This window comes from Agrobacterium sp. ST15.16.024 (genome assembly GCF_027956545.1).
Classification (GTDB): domain Bacteria; phylum Pseudomonadota; class Alphaproteobacteria; order Rhizobiales; family Rhizobiaceae; genus Agrobacterium; species Agrobacterium cucumeris.
Window position 1 is genome coordinate 763338 of the sequence record NZ_JAQKGO010000001.1, and the last position, 20120, is coordinate 783457.

Annotated in this window: 20 protein-coding genes; 12 read left to right on the top strand and 8 right to left on the bottom strand. The window is 59.0% G+C overall.

Annotated elements, in window-relative coordinates; all coding sequences use genetic code 11:
- Positions 1 to 54: 54 nt before the first annotated feature.
- Positions 55 to 714 carry a glutathione S-transferase family protein gene (locus PL640_RS03700; RefSeq protein WP_142839303.1) on the bottom strand — a complete coding sequence of 220 codons (660 nt, stop codon included), beginning with the start codon at positions 712 to 714 and terminating at the stop codon, positions 55 to 57.
- Between the two features lie 82 nt (positions 715 to 796).
- Entirely contained in the window at positions 797 to 1312 is a 516-nt protein-coding gene (locus PL640_RS03705; protein WP_142839304.1) for a MarR family winged helix-turn-helix transcriptional regulator, read from the bottom strand.
- A 141-nt stretch (positions 1313 to 1453) separates the two neighbouring features.
- Between PL640_RS03705 and PL640_RS03710 the strand changes: the two genes are divergently transcribed.
- The 4 genes from PL640_RS03710 (at position 1454) to PL640_RS03725 (ending at position 7182) form a co-directional block, all read left to right on the top strand.
- Entirely contained in the window at positions 1454 to 2983 is a 1530-nt protein-coding gene (locus PL640_RS03710; protein WP_271360827.1) for an MDR family MFS transporter, read from the top strand.
- Between the two features lie 269 nt (positions 2984 to 3252).
- Positions 3253 to 4263 (top strand): ligase-associated DNA damage response exonuclease, encoded by a 1011-nt coding sequence (locus PL640_RS03715; RefSeq protein ID WP_271361449.1) that lies wholly within the window; start codon positions 3253 to 3255, stop codon positions 4261 to 4263.
- Between the two features lies 1 nt (position 4264).
- Positions 4265 to 5896 (top strand): cisplatin damage response ATP-dependent DNA ligase, encoded by a 1632-nt coding sequence (locus tag PL640_RS03720; protein WP_271360828.1) that lies wholly within the window; start codon positions 4265 to 4267, stop codon positions 5894 to 5896.
- Between the two features lie 320 nt (positions 5897 to 6216).
- Entirely contained in the window at positions 6217 to 7182 is a 966-nt protein-coding gene (locus tag PL640_RS03725) for an alpha/beta hydrolase family protein (protein ID WP_271360829.1), read from the top strand.
- A 6-nt stretch (positions 7183 to 7188) separates the two neighbouring features.
- Here the strand turns inward: PL640_RS03725 and PL640_RS03730 are convergent, their stop codons facing one another.
- Complete coding sequence (locus tag PL640_RS03730) at positions 7189 to 7998, bottom strand: glycosyltransferase family 32 protein (RefSeq protein WP_269698512.1); 810 nt, start codon at positions 7996 to 7998, stop codon at positions 7189 to 7191.
- A 151-nt stretch (positions 7999 to 8149) separates the two neighbouring features.
- Positions 8150 to 10834: a heavy metal translocating P-type ATPase gene (locus tag PL640_RS03735; RefSeq protein ID WP_271360830.1), complete on the bottom strand. Its 2685-nt coding sequence runs from the start codon at positions 10832 to 10834 to the stop codon at positions 8150 to 8152.
- Positions 10835 to 11001: 167 nt separating this feature from the next.
- Between PL640_RS03735 and PL640_RS03740 the strand changes: the two genes are divergently transcribed.
- From PL640_RS03740 to PL640_RS03750, 3 genes are all read left to right on the top strand, one after another.
- Positions 11002 to 11910 carry a L,D-transpeptidase gene (locus PL640_RS03740; RefSeq protein ID WP_142839308.1) on the top strand — a complete coding sequence of 303 codons (909 nt, stop codon included), beginning with the start codon at positions 11002 to 11004 and terminating at the stop codon, positions 11908 to 11910.
- Positions 11911 to 12065: 155 nt separating this feature from the next.
- On the top strand, positions 12066 to 12791 hold the full coding sequence (locus tag PL640_RS03745) for a L,D-transpeptidase (RefSeq protein ID WP_271360831.1): 726 nt from the start codon (positions 12066 to 12068) through the stop codon (positions 12789 to 12791).
- 269 nt (positions 12792 to 13060) lie between these two features.
- On the top strand, positions 13061 to 14089 hold the full coding sequence (locus tag PL640_RS03750; RefSeq protein WP_271360832.1) for a calcium-binding protein: 1029 nt from the start codon (positions 13061 to 13063) through the stop codon (positions 14087 to 14089).
- A 144-nt stretch (positions 14090 to 14233) separates the two neighbouring features.
- Here PL640_RS03750 and PL640_RS03755 read toward each other — a convergent pair whose 3' ends face one another.
- Positions 14234 to 15007, bottom strand: coding sequence for a hypothetical protein (locus PL640_RS03755; protein WP_271360833.1), 774 nt, complete (start codon positions 15005 to 15007; stop codon positions 14234 to 14236).
- Between the two features lie 177 nt (positions 15008 to 15184).
- Positions 15185 to 15643: a MarR family winged helix-turn-helix transcriptional regulator gene (locus PL640_RS03760; RefSeq protein WP_142839311.1), complete on the bottom strand. Its 459-nt coding sequence runs from the start codon at positions 15641 to 15643 to the stop codon at positions 15185 to 15187.
- A 194-nt stretch (positions 15644 to 15837) separates the two neighbouring features.
- Here PL640_RS03760 and PL640_RS03765 point away from each other — a divergent pair, with 194 nt between their 5' ends.
- The 3 genes from PL640_RS03765 to PL640_RS03775 all read left to right on the top strand — a co-directional run bounded on the left by PL640_RS03765 (position 15838) and on the right by PL640_RS03775 (position 17462).
- Positions 15838 to 16260 (top strand): organic hydroperoxide resistance protein, encoded by a 423-nt coding sequence (locus PL640_RS03765; protein ID WP_003511906.1) that lies wholly within the window; start codon positions 15838 to 15840, stop codon positions 16258 to 16260.
- Positions 16261 to 16357: 97 nt separating this feature from the next.
- Positions 16358 to 16741 (top strand): MbcA/ParS/Xre antitoxin family protein, encoded by a 384-nt coding sequence (locus tag PL640_RS03770; RefSeq protein ID WP_269698508.1) that lies wholly within the window; start codon positions 16358 to 16360, stop codon positions 16739 to 16741.
- Positions 16701 to 17462, top strand: a complete 762-nt coding sequence (locus PL640_RS03775) for an RES family NAD+ phosphorylase (RefSeq protein WP_271360834.1) — start codon at positions 16701 to 16703, stop codon at positions 17460 to 17462. Before PL640_RS03770 ends, PL640_RS03775 begins: the two co-directional genes overlap by 41 nt.
- A 187-nt stretch (positions 17463 to 17649) precedes the next feature.
- On the opposite strand, the gene PL640_RS03780 is transcribed toward PL640_RS03775, so the two are convergent.
- Both PL640_RS03780 and PL640_RS03785 read right to left on the bottom strand, forming a co-directional pair.
- A complete protein-coding gene (locus tag PL640_RS03780; protein WP_271360836.1) occupies positions 17650 to 18072 on the bottom strand; it encodes a YciI family protein in 423 nt (140 codons plus the stop codon).
- Positions 18073 to 18185: 113 nt separating this feature from the next.
- The gene (locus tag PL640_RS03785; protein ID WP_142839314.1) at positions 18186 to 18632 is read right to left on the bottom strand and encodes a MarR family winged helix-turn-helix transcriptional regulator; all 447 of its coding nucleotides are present in this window, start codon (positions 18630 to 18632) and stop codon (positions 18186 to 18188) included.
- A gap of 150 nt (positions 18633 to 18782) precedes the next feature.
- Between PL640_RS03785 and PL640_RS03790 the strand changes: the two genes are divergently transcribed.
- Both PL640_RS03790 and PL640_RS03795 read left to right on the top strand, forming a co-directional pair.
- Entirely contained in the window at positions 18783 to 19511 is a 729-nt protein-coding gene (locus PL640_RS03790) for a DUF899 domain-containing protein (protein WP_271360837.1), read from the top strand.
- A 26-nt stretch (positions 19512 to 19537) separates the two neighbouring features.
- Positions 19538 to 20026, top strand: a complete 489-nt coding sequence (locus tag PL640_RS03795; protein WP_269698505.1) for a DUF1579 domain-containing protein — start codon at positions 19538 to 19540, stop codon at positions 20024 to 20026.
- The last annotated feature ends 94 nt before the right edge of the window (positions 20027 to 20120 follow it).

Below are 20120 nucleotides of genomic sequence, written 5' to 3' on the forward strand. Positions count from 1 at the left end.
CTCAAGGCCGGTATGACGAAAGTGGGAGTGGTCATCCAATCAGCGCTTACGCGCTCAAGCCGCCTCGGCCGCGCGCGTATCCCACATGGTCTTGAACGCCGTGCGCGCCTGGCAGCGGGTGAGCCAGGCTTTCACCGCCGGATGGGCATCAAATAGCGGCTGGTGACCCTGCGCATAACGAACGATTTCCGCCGCATTGAGATCGGCGACGGTGAAACGATCCCCCACCAGATAGTCATGTTGGACAAGATGCTGCTCCAGCACCCGGAACGGGCGCTTCAGCAGCCGTGCGGCAACATCGATTACCGCTTTGCCGCTGTCGCTTTCCGACAGGCCTTCGGCGATGGCGGAGGAAATTTTCAGCGAATTGGTTTCGATTTCGGTTGCGGCAAAGAAAGACCATTGCAGCATCGCCGCATCTTCCTTCAGATCGACGGGTGCGAGCGGCCCGCCATATTTGCGCACCAGATAGAGATTGATGGCCATGGATTCATAAAGCACCATGCCGTCATCCTCGATGCAGGGAATGGTGCCCATCGGGTTGACGGCGAGAAATGCGGGAGACAGCGTGTTGAGCGGCGCATCCGCAGCCAGCGGATCGGCAAGGCGGCGGGCCTGTATGACAGGCACGTGCTTGAATTCTATGCCCAGTTCACCCGCAAGCCACAGCGTGCGCGTGGCGCGGGACCGGTAGACACCGTAAATCGTCAACATCGAAATTACCCCTTGAACCTGTTCGATGGCGGCACGTTACGGTCTCGCCGCTTTAAAGTGAAGTTGCAGATATCAGGGGCAACTATGATTTTTTCTGATCCGTCAGGAAGTCCGTATCCGGCGATAGCCGGTATTCGAAACGGTCGATGAACCGCTCGAACAGGCGGGCGAAAGTCTCCACATCGTCGGCCGGCCATCCATCCATCACATCTTCGATGACGCTCATCTTGGTGCGGCGCATTTCCTGCAGCAGGCTGGTGCCGAGCGGCGTGATCTCGACGATGCTGCGGCGGCCGTCTTCCTGCGAAACGCCACGTTTCAGCAGACCGCGCCCCACCATGTCCGCCACCACGCGGCTGCCGCGTGAGGGATCAATGCGCATGCCCTCGGCAATCGCACCCACGGTGACATCACCTTCGGCGCGCCGCAGAATATCCAGAACGTCGATATGCGAGAGTTCGAGACCCGGAGCGAGCTTGGCAAGCGCCATGCGGCCGATGATGCGGCGACCGATCATGATGCGCATGCGCGTCATCGTATTGCCGATCCGCTTGATGTCCTCGGGCAGATCCTCGTTCCAGTTTTCCTCACTCGCCACTCTCGGTCGTTCCTTTTCTTGCGCATTCGCGATCACATTTAGCGCGAATAGCATGGATGTCAAAAACTTGCCATTGACATATATATGCTGATAGCACACAAATTGTCGCAGCAAATATGCCGGAACTCAACGAGATTTTTCATGGATATGTCCGCAGCCCCCGTGGCGCCGCTTGTGTCGGATCATCGGCGCAGGCTCATCGTTTTCCTGTTTCTGATGCTGGCCATGTTCATGGCCACCCTCGACAACCAGATCGTATCGACAGCGCTGCCCACCATCGTCGGCGAGTTCGGGGCACTGGAACGCTTCGGCTGGATCGGCTCCGCCTATCTTCTGGCAACCAGCGCGGTCATGCCTGTTTATGGCAAGCTCGGCGATCTGTTCGGGCGTAAATATGTGATGATCGCGGCGGTGGTCATCTTCACGCTGGGCTCGCTCGCCTGCGGTCTGGCCTGGTCGATGGATAGCCTGATTGCTGCCCGTGTGTTGCAGGGCCTTGGCGGCGGCGGCATCATGGTGTCGATCTTCTCCGTCAATGCGGATCTGTTCGAACCGCGCGAACGCGCCCGTTACCAGAGCTATTCCAGCCTCACCATCATGGCGTCAGGCAGTGTCGGCCCGATCCTCGGCGGCACGATGAGCGACCTGTTCGGCTGGCGGTCGATCTTCCTCATCAACCTGCCGCTAGGCATCATCGTCATTGCGGGCCTGGCGCTGATGTTGCCTTACCGTCGTCCGGCGCGCCAGCCGAAGATCGACTATCTCGGTGCGGTTCTGCTGGCGGCCACCATTGCCAGCGTGGTGTTCTGGGCCGATAGCAGCGAATTGTTCGGCTCGCTGATCGCCGCCCCAAGCCTCGGCATCATCGCCTTTGCCGTCATCGCCGCCTTCCTGTGGGTGCAGGTGGAGCGCCGTGCGCCGGAACCCGTCGTACCGCTCAGGCTGTTCAAGGATTCGACCTTTCCGCTCTTGATGATCGTGTCGCTGACCAGCGGCGGCATCGGCATCGGCATGGTCAATTATTACGCCCTGTTCCTGCAGACCACGACCGGCCTTTCCCCCTCCCATGCCGGCCTGTTCTTCATCGCCGTCACCGGCGGCATCGTCATGGGCTCGCTATCGGCCGGCCGGCTGATTTCGATTACCGGCGTTTACAAGCCGTTCTCGGTGGCGGGGCTCACCATCAACCTCATCGCCATGCTGCTGTTCACGCAAATGCATGCGGGCACGCCGTTGGCACTGATCGCCGCGCTGATGCTGGTGCAGGGTTTCGCCGTTGGCCTCGGCCAGCAGGCGCCGATCATCGGTGTGCAGAATTCAGCGCCCAAGGCCGATATCGGTGCTGCGAGTGGCGCGGTGACGCTGACCCGCATGGGCGGTGCTGCCATCGCCATCTCGGTCTATGGCGCCATCGTCACCTCCAGCCTCAAGGGCGTGGCGGTGGATATTCCCGGCGTCGGCAGAATAGAGGAACTGACGCCGAAAATGCTCGCCGAACTGCCCGCCGCCTCGCAGGCCGCAGTCGCTTCGCTTTATTCGGACGCCTTTACACCGCTATTCTTCGCGGCCGCCGCAACCGCTGCCATCGGCCTTGCGGCGGCGCTGATGTTGAAACCGGTGCGCCTGCCGGCCGCGGTTGAGGCGAAGCCGGCTGAAGCGGCGGGGGAGTAGGCAGGTCGGCAGGCAGTTGTGAACGCTGGTTTTGTGCTGAAACCTCTCCTCCGTCATACCGGCCTTGTGCCGGTATCCAGTCAGCCCAAGTCCTTGGGCTGAGAGAGCTCTTCCCGCCGCGCAGACGCGCGGCTGCTGGATTCCGGCTCAAGGCCGGAATGACGGGAGATGCTTACAAAACAAAAACACCATCACTGGAAATTTAACGCCCGTTCCGCGTTATGCTCGCAGCACTTTACATTCGCGCGGGCGGCCCTATCTCAATGAATATGAAGCCGGAACAGCTCCTGAACTCCACGCCCAAGGGCCTTTATTGCCCGGCGGGCGATTTTTATATCGATCCCGTGCGTCCCGTGGCGCGGGCGCTTATCACGCATGGCCATTCCGATCACGCCCGTGCCGGCCATGGCGCGGTGCTGGCCACGCGCCAGACGCTCGATATCATGCGCATTCGTTATGGCGAGGATTTCTGCGGTAGCGAGCAGGCGGTGGCATTCGGTGAGAGGGTGGAGGTGAACGGCGTCACCGTCGGGTTCCATCCGGCTGGCCATGTGCTGGGTTCGGCGCAAATCTCCGTCGAGATGAACGGCATGCGCATTGTCGCATCGGGGGATTACAAGCGCGGCATCGATCCCACCTGCGCGCCGTTCGAGACGGTGCCGTGTGATGTCTTCATCACCGAGGCTACCTTCGGCCTGCCGGTGTTTCACCATCCGCTGCCGCGCGTGGAAATCGGCAAGCTGCTCACTTCCATCAAACAATTTCCCGAACGCACCCATCTGGTCGGCGCCTATTCGCTCGGCAAGGCGCAACGTGTCATCCGGCTATTGCGCGATAATGGTTATGCCGAGCCGATCTACATCCACGGCGCGCTGGCGCGGCTTTGCGATTATTATGTCTCGCAGGGCATCGATCTCGGCGATCTCAGGCCCGCCACGCTGGAAAAAAGTAACCCCGCCGCCTTCAAGGGCGCGATCGTCGTCGGCCCGCCCTCGGCCTTTCAGGAACGCTGGGCGCGGCGCTTCAACGAGCCGCTGATCGCCTTCGCATCCGGCTGGATGATGGTGCGGCAACGCGCCAAGCAGGGTGGCGTGGAACTGCCTCTGGTCATATCAGACCATTGCGACTGGCCTGAATTGCTGGAGACCATCAGGGAAATCGGCCCGCAGGCCGTCTGGGTCACCCATGGCCGTGAAGAGGCACTGGTGCGCTGGTGCGAGTTGCAGGGCATTGCCGCCAAGCCGCTGCATCTCGTGGGCTATGAAGACGAGGGGGATTGAGATGAAAGCCTTCGCCACCCTTCTCGACCGCCTTGTCCTCACTCCGTCGCGCAACGGCAAGCTGAAGCTTCTCACCGATTATTTTCGCGATACGCCCGATCCCGACCGGGGTTACGGTCTGGCGGCGATTGCCGGCACGCTGGACCTCAAAAGCGTCAAACCGGCCATGCTGCGCGAGCTGGTGCTGGAGCGCATGGACGAGGTGCTGTTTCGTTATTCCTATGATTATGTCGGCGATCTGGCCGAGACCATCTCGCTGGTCTGGGGCAATATCGGCGGTGCTGATGATTCCGAGGCGCAGGACCCGCGTCTCGGCGACGTCGTGACGCTGATGAATTCGCTGGGGCGCACCGAAGTGCGCGGCGCGGTCCGCGATCTGCTCGACCGGCTCGATACCTCCTCGCGTTTCGCCTTCCTCAAACTCGCCACCGGCAGCCTGCGCATCGGCGTTTCGGCGCGGCTGGCGCGGCAGGCGCTGGCGGATTTTGCGGGCAAGGATATCACCGAAATCGAAACCCTCTGGCACGGTCTGACGCCGCCCTACACCACGCTTTTTGCATGGCTGGAGGGCAAGTCCGACCGGCCGGTGCTGGCCACACCCGCCATCTTCCATTCGGTCATGCTGGCCACACCGGTGGCCGATGGCGACCTCGATGGGCTGGACCCGGCCGATTATGCCGCCGAATGGAAATGGGACGGTATTCGCGTGCAGCTCTCCCGCGCCGGGGAGACGCGAAAGCTTTACTCGCGCTCCGGCGACGATATTTCCGGGGCATTCCCCGATGTGCTTGATGCGCTTGATTTCGAAGGCGTGATGGATGGTGAATTGCTGATCGGCGGGACAGTGCGCTCCAACAATCTCACGCGCACTTTTTCTGACCTGCAGCAGCGGCTGAACCGCAAGACGGTGACGGCAAAGATGATGGACGATTATCCCGCCTTCATCCGCGCTTACGACCTGCTTTTCGATGGCGAGAACGACGTCCGTGCAAAAACCTATCTGGAACGTCGGGGGCGGTTGTCCGATATCATCGAGCACGCCCCGCATGACCGTTTCGACCTGTCGCCGCTGATCGGCTTCTCCACATGGCCGGAACTCGACACGCTGCGCGCCGCGCCGCCCGATCCGGTGATCGAAGGCGTGATGATCAAGCGCCGCGACAGCGCCTATCAGGCCGGCCGCGCCAAGGGGCCATGGTTCAAATGGAAGCGCGATCCCTATAACATCGATGCCGTCATGATGTATGCGCAGCGCGGCCATGGCAAACGATCGAGCTATTATTCCGATTTCACCTTTGGTGTGTGGGCGGAAGGCGAGGGTGGCGAACAGCTCGTGCCGGTCGGCAAGGCCTATTTCGGTTTTACCGATGCGGAACTCGAAGTGCTGGACAAGTTCGTGCGCGACAACACCGTCGAGCGGTTCGGCCCGGTGCGGGCGGTGCGGGCCACGCCGGATTTCGGCTTCGTGCTGGAAGTGGCCTTTGAGGGCATCAATCGCTCCACCCGCCACAAATCCGGCGTCGCCATGCGGTTCCCGCGCATTGCGCGGCTGAGAGCCGACAAGCTTCCGGCCGAGGCGGACCGGCTTTCGACGCTGGTGGCGATGATCGACGGTGTCGAGGGATCGGTGTGATGGTCTGCGCCAGTCTCGAAATTTACTGTAGCTAGCCCTGCCTCTAGTTCCGTCATTCCGGCCCCGAGCCGGAATCCAGCCGCCGCGCGTCGGCGCGGCGAGAGGGGTTTTTACGCCCAAGGACTTGGGCTGGCTGGATACCGGCTTGAGGCCGGTATGACGGAGAGGGAGCCAGTTATCAGGCAGGAAACATTGCGCCGTCCAGAAATTGCCACGATGGCTGCGAATACATTGTTGTCATTCGCGAATCCGTGATTGGACAGTCTCCCGCCGCAGTGCTGAACTGCTAATACCTCCATCCCCGTCCTCAGAGTGCACCCATGGCCGATAAACGCTTTCTTTCCTCAGCCTTCGGACAGGAAGAGAGCGGCGTGATATGCCAGGGCCTGACGCGGCGCGGCCTGCTTGCCGGCGCCATGGGCCTGTCGGTGGCAGCACTTCTGCCGCAGGGTGCGAAAGCCGGCATTGTCGCCCCCGAGGTTCTGCCGCTGGAACGGCAGGATTACGCGGAGGCCCGCCAACATTTTCATACCCGCTTGCTGCGCAAGATGGCCGCGCCGGAAAAATCCTCGGCGCTTGGCACGCCGCCCGGCGCGGAACGCGTCACCTATCCCGGCGGGCCGGATGGTTCCATCGAGCTCGTCGCCTGGCTCTCTCACTATCAGCCGTCCAAAACACCAAAGCCGGCAGTGCTTTTCCTGCACGGCGGCAATGCCACGGGAGACGGCCACTGGGCGCTGATGAAGCCCTATTGGGAGGCTGGTTTTGTCGTGCTGCTGCCGTCTTTCCGGGGCGAGAACGGCCAGAGTGGTAATTATTCCGGTTTTTACAATGAAACGGCGGATGCGCTGGCGGCTGCCACCTATCTGGAAAACCTGCCCGGCATCGATAAAAAACGTTTCTTCATCGCCGGCCATTCCAATGGCGGCACGCTGACGTTGCTTGCCGCCATGAGCCGCAAATTCCGTGCAGCGGCCCCCATGTCGGCGGGCGTCAATTCATGGCGTTATTTCAACCGCTATTCGGACGAGATCTGTTTCGACGAAACTGACGAGCGCGAATTCATCATGCGCTCCTCGGTCTGTTTCGGCCCCAGCCTCAAATGTCCGGCCCTGTTGCTGCGCGGCGATGAGGAGCGGCCTTTCGATGCCGATCACCAGCTGTTCGTGGATCGTGCCCTGATGTCCGGGTTCAAGGTGGACAAAAAACTGCTGCCCGGCACCCACAATGGCGTGGTTCCGGGCGCAGTGGTGGAAAGCATCCGCTTTTTTAACGGCTTCGCCTAAAACGCGTTATTCTGCCGCCGGGGGCAGCGCGCCCTGATTTTTGACGATCGACGTCTTGGCCTGCTCTTTCCACCATGCGCCATCTTTTTTATCGGCATATTGGGCACGCTTGTTGGTGAATTGCCCTTGGGTACACATTTCCCGGTAATTGCGAACAGGCACTCCGAGTTCCTTGACCACGGCATGCACCACCGTCGGGCCGGTCATATCATAGACGCTGACGAGGGTGCCTTCTTCGATATTCTGGGCAATACGATCGGCAATTAGTTTAAGCGCCGGATGACCCGGTCTGGAGGCCATGAAGTAATTCGTCACTTCGCCGTCTTTCATGGCGATGAAAACGGCTTCTTCGTCTGGGCTGATCGCATCTTCCGGGCGCGCCGCGAAATTGGAATCGATATCAAGATAGATGCCGCCGTCCTGTAAAAGGACCAGAACACGCCAGAAATCCGCCTTTGCAGCGCCGACTTGCAACCGGCGGAAGGCATCGGCGTAACGTCCGGGAAAATGGCGGTCGATATAGGCCTGGCACGCCTCGTCATCATGGTAACGATATTCGAATTCCGGGGTCAGCAAACGATTGAACAGGAAATTCGCATAGATCGGCGTTGTGACGCGGTTGGAGTAATTCGTCTGCCAGATGATGCGCGGAATAGCTTTTTCCGATTTTGGCTGGCGTCGCGCAGGCCGATGATCGGGAAGTGTTTTTCTTCTGCCCGGCCGGAGAAACAAATCGATGGAAAAGATAACCTTGACGATATTTCCGCCGATCTTGATCGCACGATAAGCAATGCGGTTATAGCCATGCTTTGACAAGTTCAGCGCTCCTGCGTGTGGAATCGACTATCACGCGCGTGGGAACGGCGGTACGCCGTATTTATTGTACGCAATTAGTTTGTCAATATGCTGAAAGTTGGACCGGCTGAGCCCGAATGAGGAGGCTCGGCCGGTTTGAACTTGGCTGTGGTCAGGCTTTGCTGCGATTGAAATAACCGAGCAGCCGCATGGCATTGGCGGTCACCAGCACCGTGGCACCTGTGTCGGCAAAGACGGCGAGCCACAGGCCGGAAAGGCCGGTGACGGTCGTGACCAGAAACACTGCCTTGAGGCCGAGAGAAATCGCCACGTTCTGGCGGATGTTGCTCATGGTGGCGCGTGAGAGGCCGATGAGGCGGGCGGCATCGCCGACATTGTTGCGCATCAGCGCCGCATCCGCCGCTTCCATTGCCACGTCCGTGCCGGAGCCGATGGCGACGCCGACGCTGGCGGCGGCAAGCGCCGGCGCATCGTTGATGCCGTCACCCACCATCACCACGGTCTTCTTTGCGGCGAGCTTGCGGATTTCCTCGACCTTGTTCTGCGGCAACAGTTCGCCGCGTGCTTCAAGACCCAGCTTGTTGCCGATGGCACGCGCCGTGCGGGCATTGTCGCCCGACAGCATCAGCGAGGAAATGCCCATCTCCTTCAGCGCCTTGATGCCTTCGGCCGCATCCTTGCGCGGTTCGTCGCGCATGGCGAAGAGACCGCTAGCCACCCCGCCGGCCATGACCACGGCCACCGTCTTGCCTTCGCTTTCAAGTGCCGTGATGCGGTCGGCCAGCTCATTCGAGAGGGTGCCGACTTCGGTTGCAAAGCGCGGAGCGCCGATGAACAGGCGCTTTCCGCCAACGGTGCCCTGCATGCCGCGACCGGAAATCGCCTTGATGTCGGAACCGGGCAGCGGCTTCACGCCGGCCTTTTCGGCGTGGTTGACGATGGCTCTGGCAAGCGGATGGCTCGATTCATGCTCGATGGTGGCGGCTTCGGCGATCAGCCCTGCCTCGTTGCCGTCAAGCGCTACCACGTCGGTCACCACAGGTTCGCCGAGCGTCAGCGTGCCCGTTTTGTCGAAGGCGACAATTTCGGTGCGCGCCAGCATTTCGATGACGGCGCCGCCCTTCACCAGCATGCCGTGGCGGGCCGCAGCCGAAAGGCTGGAGGCTATTGCCGCGGGAACGGAGATGACCAGCGCGCAGGGGCAACCGATCAGCAGCAAAGCGAGACCGCGATAGATCCAGGTATCCCAGTCACCGAGACCGGCAAGCGGCGGCACGACGATGGTCAGAGCCGAAATCGCCACGATCAGCGGCATGTAATAACGCGAGAAATTCTGGATGAAGCGTTCGGTCGGCGCGCGCGCATCCTGGGCTTCCTCGACAAGCGTGATGATACGGGCAATGGTGTTGTCTTCCGGCGCGCGGTCGACACGGATGCGCAGCGAACCGTCATGGTTGATCGAACCGGCAAAGACGCGGGCGCCTTTTTCCTTGGCAACCGGGATGCTCTCGCCGGTCATCGGCGATTCATCGACGCTCGATTCGCCCTCCATCACCACGCCGTCGGCAGCGATGCGGTCACCGGGACGGGCCACGACCACCTGGCCTATGCGGACCTGATCGGCAGCGACCTGACGGAGTGTGCCGTTTTCCTCGACCAGCGCGGTTTTCGGCAGCAATGAGCCAAGCGCCTTGATGCCGGAACGGGCGCGTGCGGCCGCAAAGCCTTCAAGCAGTTCGCCGATCGAAAAGAGCAGCACGACGATGGCGGCTTCTTCCGCCTCGCCGATGAAGATCGCGCCGATGGCGGCAATGGTCATCAGCATCTCGATGGTGAAGACCGCGCCGAAACGGGCGGCGTTGAAGGCATTGCGTGCAATCGGAAACAGCGTCACCAGCGTGGCGACGATAAAGGCATAACCGCCCCAGGCAGGAAAGGTGAGTTCCGCCGCATAGGCGGCCGCGACCAGAATGGTGCCGGTGAAGGTGTTTCGGGCCTTCGCCGTGCGCCACCATGCCCCCTTTTCATCCGCGCCATGGGCGTGTCCCACCTCGGCGCTTGGCGTCACGGCCGCGGGCTGTGCCTTTGCATGCGAATGCCCGGCGTGATCATGGTCGTGGCCGCCGCAATTGGCGTGGTCATGGTCCGCATGATCGTGCCCGGAATGATCATGGCCAGAGTGATCATGGCCTGAATGATCATGATCGCCGTTGCAGGACCCGTGGTCGTGCCCGTTATCTTCCGCCTTGCCCCGCGCCGATTTGTCTTGTGGCAGCAAGGCGGGTTTGAAGCCGAGCTTGCGCAGCGTATCCTCGATTTTTGCGGTCGGGGTTGTGTTTTCGGCAAGCGAGAGGTTCAGTCTTTCCCGCGCAACCGACACCTTGACGTCGGCAACACCGGGCAGGCGGGAGAGCGCGGTTTCGATCTTCGCGGCGCAGCTGCCACAATCCATGCCGCCGACCGAAAAGGTCAGGGCATTGTTGTGCTCGATGCTGGGGGCGGCTTCCGCAGGGTGGTGACCTCCGCACGATGAATGGTCGTGGTCGTGAGGTTCCGCTGCGATCTTTTCGCGCGGAGCCTTCTCCTGCGGCAGCAAAGCGGGCTTGAAACCGAGCTTGCGCAGCGTATCCTCGATCTTTGCGACCGATGTCTTGTCTTCCGCCAGCGACAGGTTCAACCTTTCGCGTGCAACGGACACCTTGACGTCGGCAACGCCGGGCAGGCGGGAGAGCGCGGTTTCGATCTTCGCCGCACAGCTGCCGCAATCCATGCCGCCGACCGTGAAGGTCAGGTCTCCCGATTCCCCGTTCAGATTGCCGCGTGTCGAAATATTCATGGTTTTCGCTCCTGAATTCCAGTCGACAGCCAATCTGGCACCTCTAGCAACTAGAGGTTCAAGGGCAAAAATGCGATTTTTCGATTTTTTTTGAAAAGCGCACACCAGCTTCGCGCCAGCCGCGCGGTTCATCATGCAGCCATATTGGATTCCATGAAGCGGTTCAGATGACAGCACTCTTTATGAAACACTGCCGCCGGGCGGCCTCTCTGGCGGGTCTTGTGGCTCTGCCGCTCCTCAGCGGCTGCCTTTTCGTGACGGATACGACCCGGATGGACCCGGATGTCTTCGTGCGGGAAACGGCGCCGGTCTTCAACTTCAATTCCGTCAGCTCGAACCGTCAGCCGGAACTGCCGCCACAGCCGGGGCAACTTTCGACGCGTCCGCCGGATCTGTTCAGAACCCGCTTCCATCAGGAATACGGCCCGCCGGTGCGCGGGCAGGGCCTGAGCGCGCCGCAGGTGCAGGGTCAGGCCGCACCGCTCGCCCCGGATCGCATGGTGACCTATGGCCTGCCGGTTTCCAATCCGCTGCATCGGGTCATGTATGGCCCGATCCGCGACGAGGACCGTTCTCTTCCCGCTATTCCTTATGGCCGCATCGACCCGCGTTATCTGCGGCAGGAAGTGAGCTATCAGACGGCGGAAGCGCCCGGCACCATCATCGTCGATACCAAACAGCATTTCCTTTATCTGGTGCAGCCGGGCGGCAAGGCGATCCGTTACGGCGTCGGTCTCGGGCGCGATGGTTATGCGTGGTCGGGCCGCGGCAAGATCCAGTGGAAGGCGAAATGGCCGCGCTGGACGCCGCCGGACGAAATGGTCAAGCGCCAGCCGGAGCTTACCTCCATCTCGGCGGCCAATGGCGGCATGACGCCGGGCCTCAACAATCCGCTCGGCGCGCGTGCGCTTTATATTTTCAAGGACGGCAAGGACACGCTTTACCGCGTGCACGGCACGCCGGACTGGCAGTCCGTCGGCAAGGCGACGTCCTCCGGCTGCGTGCGCATGCTCAATCAGGATGTCATTGATCTTTACGAGCGTGTGCCCAAAGGGGCGCAGATTGTGGTTATCTGACCACGTTCTAAAAGAAAGAGATGCGGGCTCCAATCCGCCGGCGCCTTGTGACTGGCTTTTAGCGGTCGGTTAACTATTTTCGCAATACGCATGATACGGAACAAACGACGTACAACGGCGATATAGCCGTTCGAAATGTGGGACAAACCGGCCTTATGACAAGCACCGACACAGATCTTTCCAGACGCACCTTTCTTTCCCTTCTCGGCATCTCCTCCGTTTCGCTTCTGGCGGGCTGCGCTTCATCCGGCACGGGAGACGCCATCCGCCAGCAGGCGAGCGCCATCGGCAGCGATTTCCGCCAGATGTTCTCGCCCGGCGTCAGCGATGCAGAACTGGCCGTCATGTACGGCTCGGTTGAAGATGGCGGTTACGTCATCCCCGCCGTACCCTATCAGAAAATCGACCGGCGTTATTACCGCCAGCGGGTCGTCGACCCGACCGGCGAACGCCCCGGCACCGTCGTTGTCGATACGCGCTCGCGCTTCCTTTATGTCGTGGAGCAGGGCGGCAGCGCCATGCGTTACGGCGTCGGCATCGGCCGCGATGGCTTCGCCTGGTCGGGCGAAGGTGTCATCCAGTGGCGTCAGAAATGGCCGAAATGGACCCCGCCAGACGAAATGGTCGCCCGCCAGCCGGAACTCACCAAATATTCATCCAAGAATGGCGGCATGCCGCCGGGCCTGAAGAACCCGCTGGGCGCGCGCGCGCTCTATATCTTCCAGAACGGCAAGGACACGCTTTACCGCCTGCACGGCTCGCCGGAATGGAACTCCATCGGCAAGGCCGTCTCTTCCGGCTGCGTGCGCCTGATGAACCAGGACGTCATAGACCTCTACGACCGCGTGCCGCAGAAGGCACGTGTGGTGGTTTGGCAGTAGGTCTAACTGGACGCTTTAATAAGGCATCCGGTAAATGAATTGACGAATAATGGCTGCAACACGAAGCGTGTTGTGGCCATTATTTATTTCTAATATATCAATATTGTTTTTAGTGTTGATAATCAGTTCTATAGTATATTTATAAATAACGTGACTCTTGTTGGTTTTTTATTATAATAAACACGGGTTGTTCATGATTATTTACGGAAATGAATTTCCTATATTGCAATCATTCCAATATCTCTGTCGTTAATCGAGGAGTGAATGGCATGACTCTTTATCTCTCAAATAGTTGGCAGGTAGGTACACGTCCCTACGAAATCTTTTACGGTGATCGCTATGGCGTAGCGAGAAACGACGTATTTCAGCTTGGCGGCAGCGAGACCGGCACTCTGGGCGGCATTCGAAATGGTTGGGAAAAGTTTATCGGTGGAGCGGGTGAGGACACGATTTACGTCGCTCCGAAGTACTACTATTCTTGGACTGCTGTGATGATTGACCACAACGGTTTGGATAGTGTCGAGCGCATCGACTTTAACGCCTCTAATTACTGGCCGGTAAAACCAGTTTATTTCGCTGGAATGGCGGATTTTTCGAGCGTGACATACATTTCGCCCGGCGTGACGATCTATGGCCGTGAGAACACCAATATATTCGTCGGGAGTCAGCTTGCGGAACGAGTTGAAGGCGATGGCGGTGATGACTTGCTTTTTGGCAACGCCGGAGACGACGTGGTGTACGGCGATACCACGGAGGTAAATCCTTGGCCGGCGCAATTGAATGCCGCTGGCAATGACTGGCTGTTCGGCGGCACCGGAAATGACTATCTGGATGGTCAGGGTGGCAGCGACAATCTGTCCGGTGACGCGGGCGATGACAATCTTTACGGCGGACCCGGAAGCGACCAGCTTAACGGCGGAGACGGCTCAGACAAGTTGTTTGGTGAAGCCGGAAATGACCAGGTGCGCGGTGGGTCTGGAAACGATGAGCTATTTGGTGGAGATAATGATGATCTTCTTGATGGGGGAGCGGGTAGAGACATTCTTTGGGGCGGTGTGGGCGCGGACACTTTCCAATTTGTGACGCAAGCTGCCGTGACTTTGGTTGAAGACTTTGAAGTCGGGATCGACAAGTTACGTTTTCATAACGCAATCGCCGATGACTTCAGCGACTTGACGATTATCGATAACTCTGCCGGATATGCGAGTATAACTGTCGCCGATGTCGAAGTTATTTTGAACGGGGTTTCATCAGCCTCGTTGAACAATTCGATGTTCGAGTTTGGCGTGTACGCATAAACTACCAGGCTCCTCCGTCACCGGCGGCGGAGCCTGACTGAATTTTTATCAAATGCTGCAGAAGTAGCATCGGTTTTGTGTTTGGAATAAACGTCGAACATGTAGACTGAGAACATACAGCTCACACTTGTTGCAGCAAGCACGCTAGTAAGGTTGAAGTTCTGATTTTCTATAATTTTTTGTCATAATTCCATTTTCATCAAATATTTCCAGCTCACCGTTTTCTTTATAATCAACCATTTTCTGCCCGTTATTATAGTAAATAATACCTGGAGTTACGGATACTTGTCCGTTTTCCCCAAATTTGAGGGCTATGGCAGAGCCGAAAAATTCTTTTAGAGCTTTCTCGCTATAATACATATCGCTGCGTGATGCTTCGCTGTAATAGCCGTTGTTCGCTGTTCTCAGGGCAGCTAAATCCAGCCGGGCCTGATAGGCGCGATCGCTGGTGAAATATTCGACTTGCTTTTTAACCAGAGCTTCGTCTTCACCATTCGCGATGCGTTTTGCGCCCCATTCAGCATACTGCGCATTATATTCGTCACGCGGCAGCACAATAATTTCAGGTACATAACGGGGACTGGCCCTCGCAGCTCTTGTGATCAGGTTGGTTACGATGAACTCCGCGTTTTCCGCGGTGCGCTCAATTGGATTGACGTAATACGACGACATCATATTCGTGGCTGCGGCGTTCATAGCGCTCATCGTCGCTTGCGGAATGGCGGCGGAGACGGTTTGTTTTTTTGTGGCGGTTTCCAGCTTTGCTTTGGTAGCCTGCGAAGCGAGCGTCGAAATCGTTTCGATGGCTTGCGCAGTTTTTTGCTGGCCTCCGGCTACCATTCCGAGGATCGGGGTCGCGGCGTCGTTGCCTGATATTTGGGGGACCGAAAAAGTTTGATTGAGAATGGTCAGCGCCATTGAATTTGCAGAGATCAAAGTCATAGCTATGCCTTTTGAAATCTGCCGCAAAAGGCCTTCACCGGCTTTTGAGGCTGGAAACGCTGCTAAAAGTCATTTTAGCTGCATAAAATATAAATACAACTTTATCGGGAATTGGTAAATAAATACTTTCGACACCCCAGATTTTGAGGGGTATTAAGACTTCGAAAGACCGTCCTTCAACGCGTTCACCCGGTCCCGCAGCTGGGCCAGTTCCTCCAGCCCGCAGCCGGTGGCGCCGCCGATGGCCGCCATGATCTTCACGCCCTCTTTTTTGAGGTCGGCGCCCTTTGGTGTGAGAGCCACCAGCACCTGCCGCTCGTCCACCGTTCCGCGCTTGCGGGTTATCAGCCCTGCATGTTCGAGCCTTTTCAGCAGCGGTGAGAGCGTGCCGGAATCCAGCCCCAGCATTTCGCCAAGCGCCTTGACCGTGGAGGTCTGCTTTTCCCACAGCGCCATCATGACCAGATATTGCGGATAGGTCAGTCCGATCGGGTCAAGCAGCGGTTTATAGGCACGTGTGAAAGCGTGCGCTGCGCCATAAAGGGCAAAGCATATCTGCTGGTCCAGCCTCAACAGGCTTTCCATCTTCGTGTCGTTGCCCTCTGCGCCCATAGTCCTGCTCCAAAATAAAACCGGTGAGGGAACAATCGGCCCCCGCTTTCGGTTCCTGCCACATGGATGTGCGGCGAAATTTCGTGAAAACTATCGCAAAAAACAAAATTTCATTCAACGTGCAAAATCATATTGCACACAATTTAATTGTTCGCTATAAAACACTCAACACCAACCCGAAGGGAGTAAATGCCATGCCTATTCTCTACACGACCAAAGCATCCGCCACCGGTGGCCGTGCAGGTAACGCCAAGTCGGAAGACGGCGTTCTCGACGTCACGCTGACCGTTCCGAAGGAACTGGGCGGTGACGGTGCCCGCGGCACCAACCCGGAGCAGCTTTTCGCCGCCGGTTATTCCGCCTGCTTCCTCGGCGCGCTGAAGGCGGTCGCCGGCAAGCAGAAGGTAAAGATCCCTGAAGACACCACTGTGACGGCAACCGTCGGCATCGGCCCGCGCGAAGATGGCACGGGCTTTGGCATCGAAGTGTCGCTGAAGGTCAACATTCCCGGCCTGGAGCGCGAAAAGGCAGAGGAACTGGTTGCTGCCGCTCATATTGTTTGCCCTTATAGCCACGCCATGCGCACCTCCACGGAAGTACCGGTTTCTGTGGCCTGATATTGCAGTCATGAAAAGCAGGGCCGGGGTTCATCCCCGGCCTTCTTGTTTGTAGAAATAAATATGCTATATTCTTTCCAAGGAAAGGATGTATGCCATGAATATTCACGCCAAGACTGCCATGGATCCTGCAGCGCAGGGCAGGGTCGTCACCAAGGCCGTTATCGCCGCTGCCGAGCGGCTGGGCCTGAATGCCGCCCGCATGGCGGATATTCTCGGCGTTTCCGCCCCCACCGTCTCGCGCATGAAAAGACTGGATTTCCTGCTGGAGCCGGGCGCCAAATCGTTCGAGCTGGCGGTGCTGCTGATCCGGGTTTTCCGCTCACTGGACGCGATTGCCGGCGGTGATGAGGCCGTTGCGAAAAACTGGCTGCGCAATCACAATGTTGCGCTGAACGCCGTACCTGCTGAAAAGCTGACCACCATTACCGGATTGATCGATGTCCTCTCCTATCTGGACGCCCGACGCGCTCCTGTCTGAAAAACGCGCCACATCGGGAAAGTACTGGCGGCTGGTGGAAGCACAGCATCAGGTTTCCACCATGAAGCTGGTGGATACGGTGGAGGAGCAATCGCTGCTGGAAGATATTCTCGAGACGAGCAAGCGACCGTTTCCGCCCGAATGCGCCGGTCTTGATTATCTTCTCGCCACGCCCTTCCGTTATGGCGCCGCTTATCCCTATGGCTCGCGTTTTCGCCGGGCGGGTTTCACCGAGGGTGTTTATTACGCCGCCGCCAGGGTGGAGACGGCGCTTGCCGAAATGGCCTTTTACCGGCTGCTGTTTTATGCCGAATCGCCAGGCACACCGCTGCCCGCCAATCCCGCCGAATATTCCGCCTTCGCCGCCCGTGTCGCCACCGATGCCGCACTTGATCTGACGAAACCGGAGCTGAGCCGTAACGAGGCGCTGTGGACCGATCTCACAAATTACGAGCCGTGTCAGGCATTGGCAGAGCAGGCGCGTGAAGCAAAGGTTGAAGCCATCCTTTACCGCTCGGTGCGCGATCCCGCCGGTGGCCTCAACATCGCAATTTTGTCGCCAAAGGCCTTTGCGGCCAAAACGCCGGTAGAGCGGATGAGCTGGCGCATTCACCTGTCTAAAACCGGGGTGCAGGCCCTGTGCGAATTCCCGATGCGCCGCACGGGGTTTTTGGCCTCGGATTTTGCCAATGACCCGCGTCTGGCCGGCCTGCTGGGCTGAGGTGGCGCTCCGTTTTCTTCTCCCCGCCGGGGAGAAGGTGGCCCGAAGGGCCGGATGAGGGGCAACGGTAGAGATTTACGGAGAGCTTGCCCCCTCATCCCGCTGCAGCGGACTTCTCCCCGGCGGGGAGAAGAAACAGGCGGCATGCCCTCGGCCTGTTCAGGCCCAGCGGTAAGCCTGAGCCCCGCTACTGCTTGCCCACACGGGCGCGCAGCTCTTCCACATGCGCTGCGATTTCCGGCGTTACGACATCGCCAAAGTCTTCCATTTCGAACAGCGGGCGGATTTCGATTTCGCTGCGCTCCAGCATCGGGTTGGGGCAGCGCTTCACCCACGCCACCGCCTCATCCATGTCCTTGACATTCCACAGCCAGAAGCCGGCAACCAGCTCGTTGGTGTGCGGGAAGGGGCCATCAACCACGGTGCGGCTGTCGCCATCAAACACAACCCTCTTGCCCTTGGAGGAGGGGTGCAGCCCATCACCGGATTGCAGGATGCCGGCATTGACCAGTTCCTCGTTGAACTTTCCCATTGCCTCCATGAGTTCAGTCGTGGGCATGACGCCATCTTCGCTGCTCTTGGTGGCTTTTACAAAAACGATTGCACGCATGATCTTTCCTCCTCGATTGTATTTTCCGGGTCGTCGGGTCCTTAGTCTGGTTTTCCAGCACGACGGCGCGATGACATTCTGGCCGATAAAAGTGGCGTCATGCCGTCGTGCTGTCAGCCTAGATCGATAAGATCGCGGCGCAGCCGGTCGGGGTCGCCGCTGCCAATCCTCGCTTCGATTTCTGCATGCGTCTGTTCCCAGATGGGAAAGGCTGCCGCAAGCACTGCCATGCCATCCGCCGTCAGCCGCAGCCGTTTGCCGCGCCTGTCTTTCGGGTCCTGTTCGATGCTGACCAGCCCGCGCCGCTCCAGGGGCTTCAGCGCCGCCGTCAGCGTCGTGCGGTCCATGGCCAGAAGATGGGCGACCGGCCCCATCGGCGGCGGCTCCGGCCGGTTGAGCGACATCAGCAGGGAAAACTGGCCGTTATTGATGCCAACAGGCTTCAGCGCATTGTCGAACAGCCGTGCCAAGGCCCGTGCAGCGCGCTGCGCATGCAGGCAAAGACAGGCGTCCCGCACGAAAAGAGTTGTCGAAAAAGGAATCACGCTGGCGTTTGACATGCGATAAATATGTTGATATCAACCTAATTAGTCAAGCGGAACTTGATGCTCCGCTGATGGTTTAAATGACTTTCAATGCAGAAATAGGCGGTGCCCTCCGGAGGAGCGGAGTGGTGCCGTGGTGAAAGACGGATCCAAGGAGGAAAGATCATGTCTCATCCTGTTGTTTCGAATGAAGAGTGGCTTGCGGCCCGCCGCGATCTGCTGATGAAGGAAAAGGAACTGACCCGCGCCCGTGATCGGCTGAACGAGGCGCGGCGCGCATTGCCCTGGGAAGAGGTGACGAAAGACTATATTTTCGATGCGCCTTCCGGCCCGAAATCGCTGAAGGAACTGTTCGGCGATTGCAGCCAGCTCATCGTTTATCACTTCATGCTGGCGCCTGACTGGGAGGAGGGCTGCGTTGGCTGTTCCTTCTTCGCCGATCACGTCGATGGCGCGCTCGTCCATCTCAGGCATGGCGATGCGAGCTTCGTCGCGGTCTCGCGCGCGCCGCTTGAAAAGATCGAAGGCTACAAACACCGCATGGGCTGGAAATTCCCCTGGGTTTCCGCCGAAGGCACTGATTTCAACTATGATTATCAGGCCTCCTTCCGCGACGAGGATATGGCCAGCGGCGAAATTACCTATAACTATCGCGAAATGGCGCCCTATGGCGACCTGAAGGATTTGCACGGCATCAGCGTTTTCGCCAGGGGCGAGGACGGCAGGATCTACCACACCTATTCCACTTATGCCCGCGGCGCGGAACAGACGCTCGGCACGCTGATGCTGCTCGATCTGGTGCCAAAAGGCCGTAATGAAGACGGCGTAATGGATTGGGTGCGCCGGCACGATCAGTATGAGGACGCGCCGAAAGCGGCAGCCTGCTGCCATTGAAACGGGAAGACGAGGAGGAGACAACAATGGAAATGGAAAGCGTAAAGCCGCAGAAGGAACATGAATTCCTGTCGAGGTTGGTCGGCGACTGGGTGATGGTTGCCGGCCATGAGGGATATAATCCTGATGATCCGAACCAGCGTTTCACCGAAACCGTGCGCTCCATCGGCGGACTGTGGATCATCGGCGAGGGCACCGGCAGGATGCCCGACGGCGACCAGATGACAGCAGTGATAACGGTCGGTTTTGACCCGGCAAAGGGCAATTTCGTCGGCACCTGGGTAGGCTCGATGATGACCCATCTCTGGGTCTACAAGGGCTGGCTGGAAGATGACGGCAAGACCCTGACGCTGGAAGCCGAAGGCCCCGCCTTTGACGGTTCCGGCCGCATCGATACCTATCACGACGTGCTGGTGCTGCATGATGACAATCATCGCAGCTTTTCCGGCAGCGTCCGCCAGCCGGACGGCACATTCAAGACCTTCATGACATCGGAGTTCCGCCGCAAGGGGTAAGGCCCTGCCGGAACTTGCCGCAACGACAAGCGCCGCCGCGTCCTGCGGCGGGCGATCCCAAATATAGACGCCCAAACCTCCTGAGGAGACGAAG

Excerpts from the sequence above, each read along its gene's own strand:
- PL640_RS03780 (WP_271360836.1), bottom strand. The coding sequence starts at position 18,072 with ATGCGTGCAATCGTTTTTGTAAAAGCCACCAAGAGCAGCGAAGATGGC.
- PL640_RS03725 (WP_271360829.1), top strand. The coding sequence starts at position 6,217 with ATGGCCGATAAACGCTTTCTTTCCTCAGCCTTCGGACAGGAAGAGAGC.
- PL640_RS03735 (WP_271360830.1), bottom strand. The coding sequence starts at position 10,834 with ATGAATATTTCGACACGCGGCAATCTGAACGGGGAATCGGGAGACCTG.
- PL640_RS03760 (WP_142839311.1), bottom strand. The coding sequence starts at position 15,643 with ATGGGCGCAGAGGGCAACGACACGAAGATGGAAAGCCTGTTGAGGCTG.
- PL640_RS03700 (WP_142839303.1), bottom strand. The coding sequence starts at position 714 with ATGTTGACGATTTACGGTGTCTACCGGTCCCGCGCCACGCGCACGCTG.
- PL640_RS03750 (WP_271360832.1), top strand. The coding sequence starts at position 13,061 with ATGACTCTTTATCTCTCAAATAGTTGGCAGGTAGGTACACGTCCCTAC.
- PL640_RS03765 (WP_003511906.1), top strand. The coding sequence starts at position 15,838 with ATGCCTATTCTCTACACGACCAAAGCATCCGCCACCGGTGGCCGTGCA.
- PL640_RS03740 (WP_142839308.1), top strand. The coding sequence starts at position 11,002 with ATGACAGCACTCTTTATGAAACACTGCCGCCGGGCGGCCTCTCTGGCG.
- PL640_RS03715 (WP_271361449.1), top strand. The coding sequence starts at position 3,253 with ATGAAGCCGGAACAGCTCCTGAACTCCACGCCCAAGGGCCTTTATTGC.
- PL640_RS03770 (WP_269698508.1), top strand. The coding sequence starts at position 16,358 with ATGAATATTCACGCCAAGACTGCCATGGATCCTGCAGCGCAGGGCAGG.
- PL640_RS03745 (WP_271360831.1), top strand. The coding sequence starts at position 12,066 with ATGACAAGCACCGACACAGATCTTTCCAGACGCACCTTTCTTTCCCTT.
- PL640_RS03720 (WP_271360828.1), top strand. The coding sequence starts at position 4,265 with ATGAAAGCCTTCGCCACCCTTCTCGACCGCCTTGTCCTCACTCCGTCG.
- PL640_RS03775 (WP_271360834.1), top strand. The coding sequence starts at position 16,701 with ATGTCCTCTCCTATCTGGACGCCCGACGCGCTCCTGTCTGAAAAACGC.
- PL640_RS03790 (WP_271360837.1), top strand. The coding sequence starts at position 18,783 with ATGTCTCATCCTGTTGTTTCGAATGAAGAGTGGCTTGCGGCCCGCCGC.
- PL640_RS03710 (WP_271360827.1), top strand. The coding sequence starts at position 1,454 with ATGGATATGTCCGCAGCCCCCGTGGCGCCGCTTGTGTCGGATCATCGG.
- PL640_RS03755 (WP_271360833.1), bottom strand. The coding sequence starts at position 15,007 with ATGGCGCTGACCATTCTCAATCAAACTTTTTCGGTCCCCCAAATATCA.
- PL640_RS03795 (WP_269698505.1), top strand. The coding sequence starts at position 19,538 with ATGGAAATGGAAAGCGTAAAGCCGCAGAAGGAACATGAATTCCTGTCG.
- PL640_RS03785 (WP_142839314.1), bottom strand. The coding sequence starts at position 18,632 with ATGTCAAACGCCAGCGTGATTCCTTTTTCGACAACTCTTTTCGTGCGG.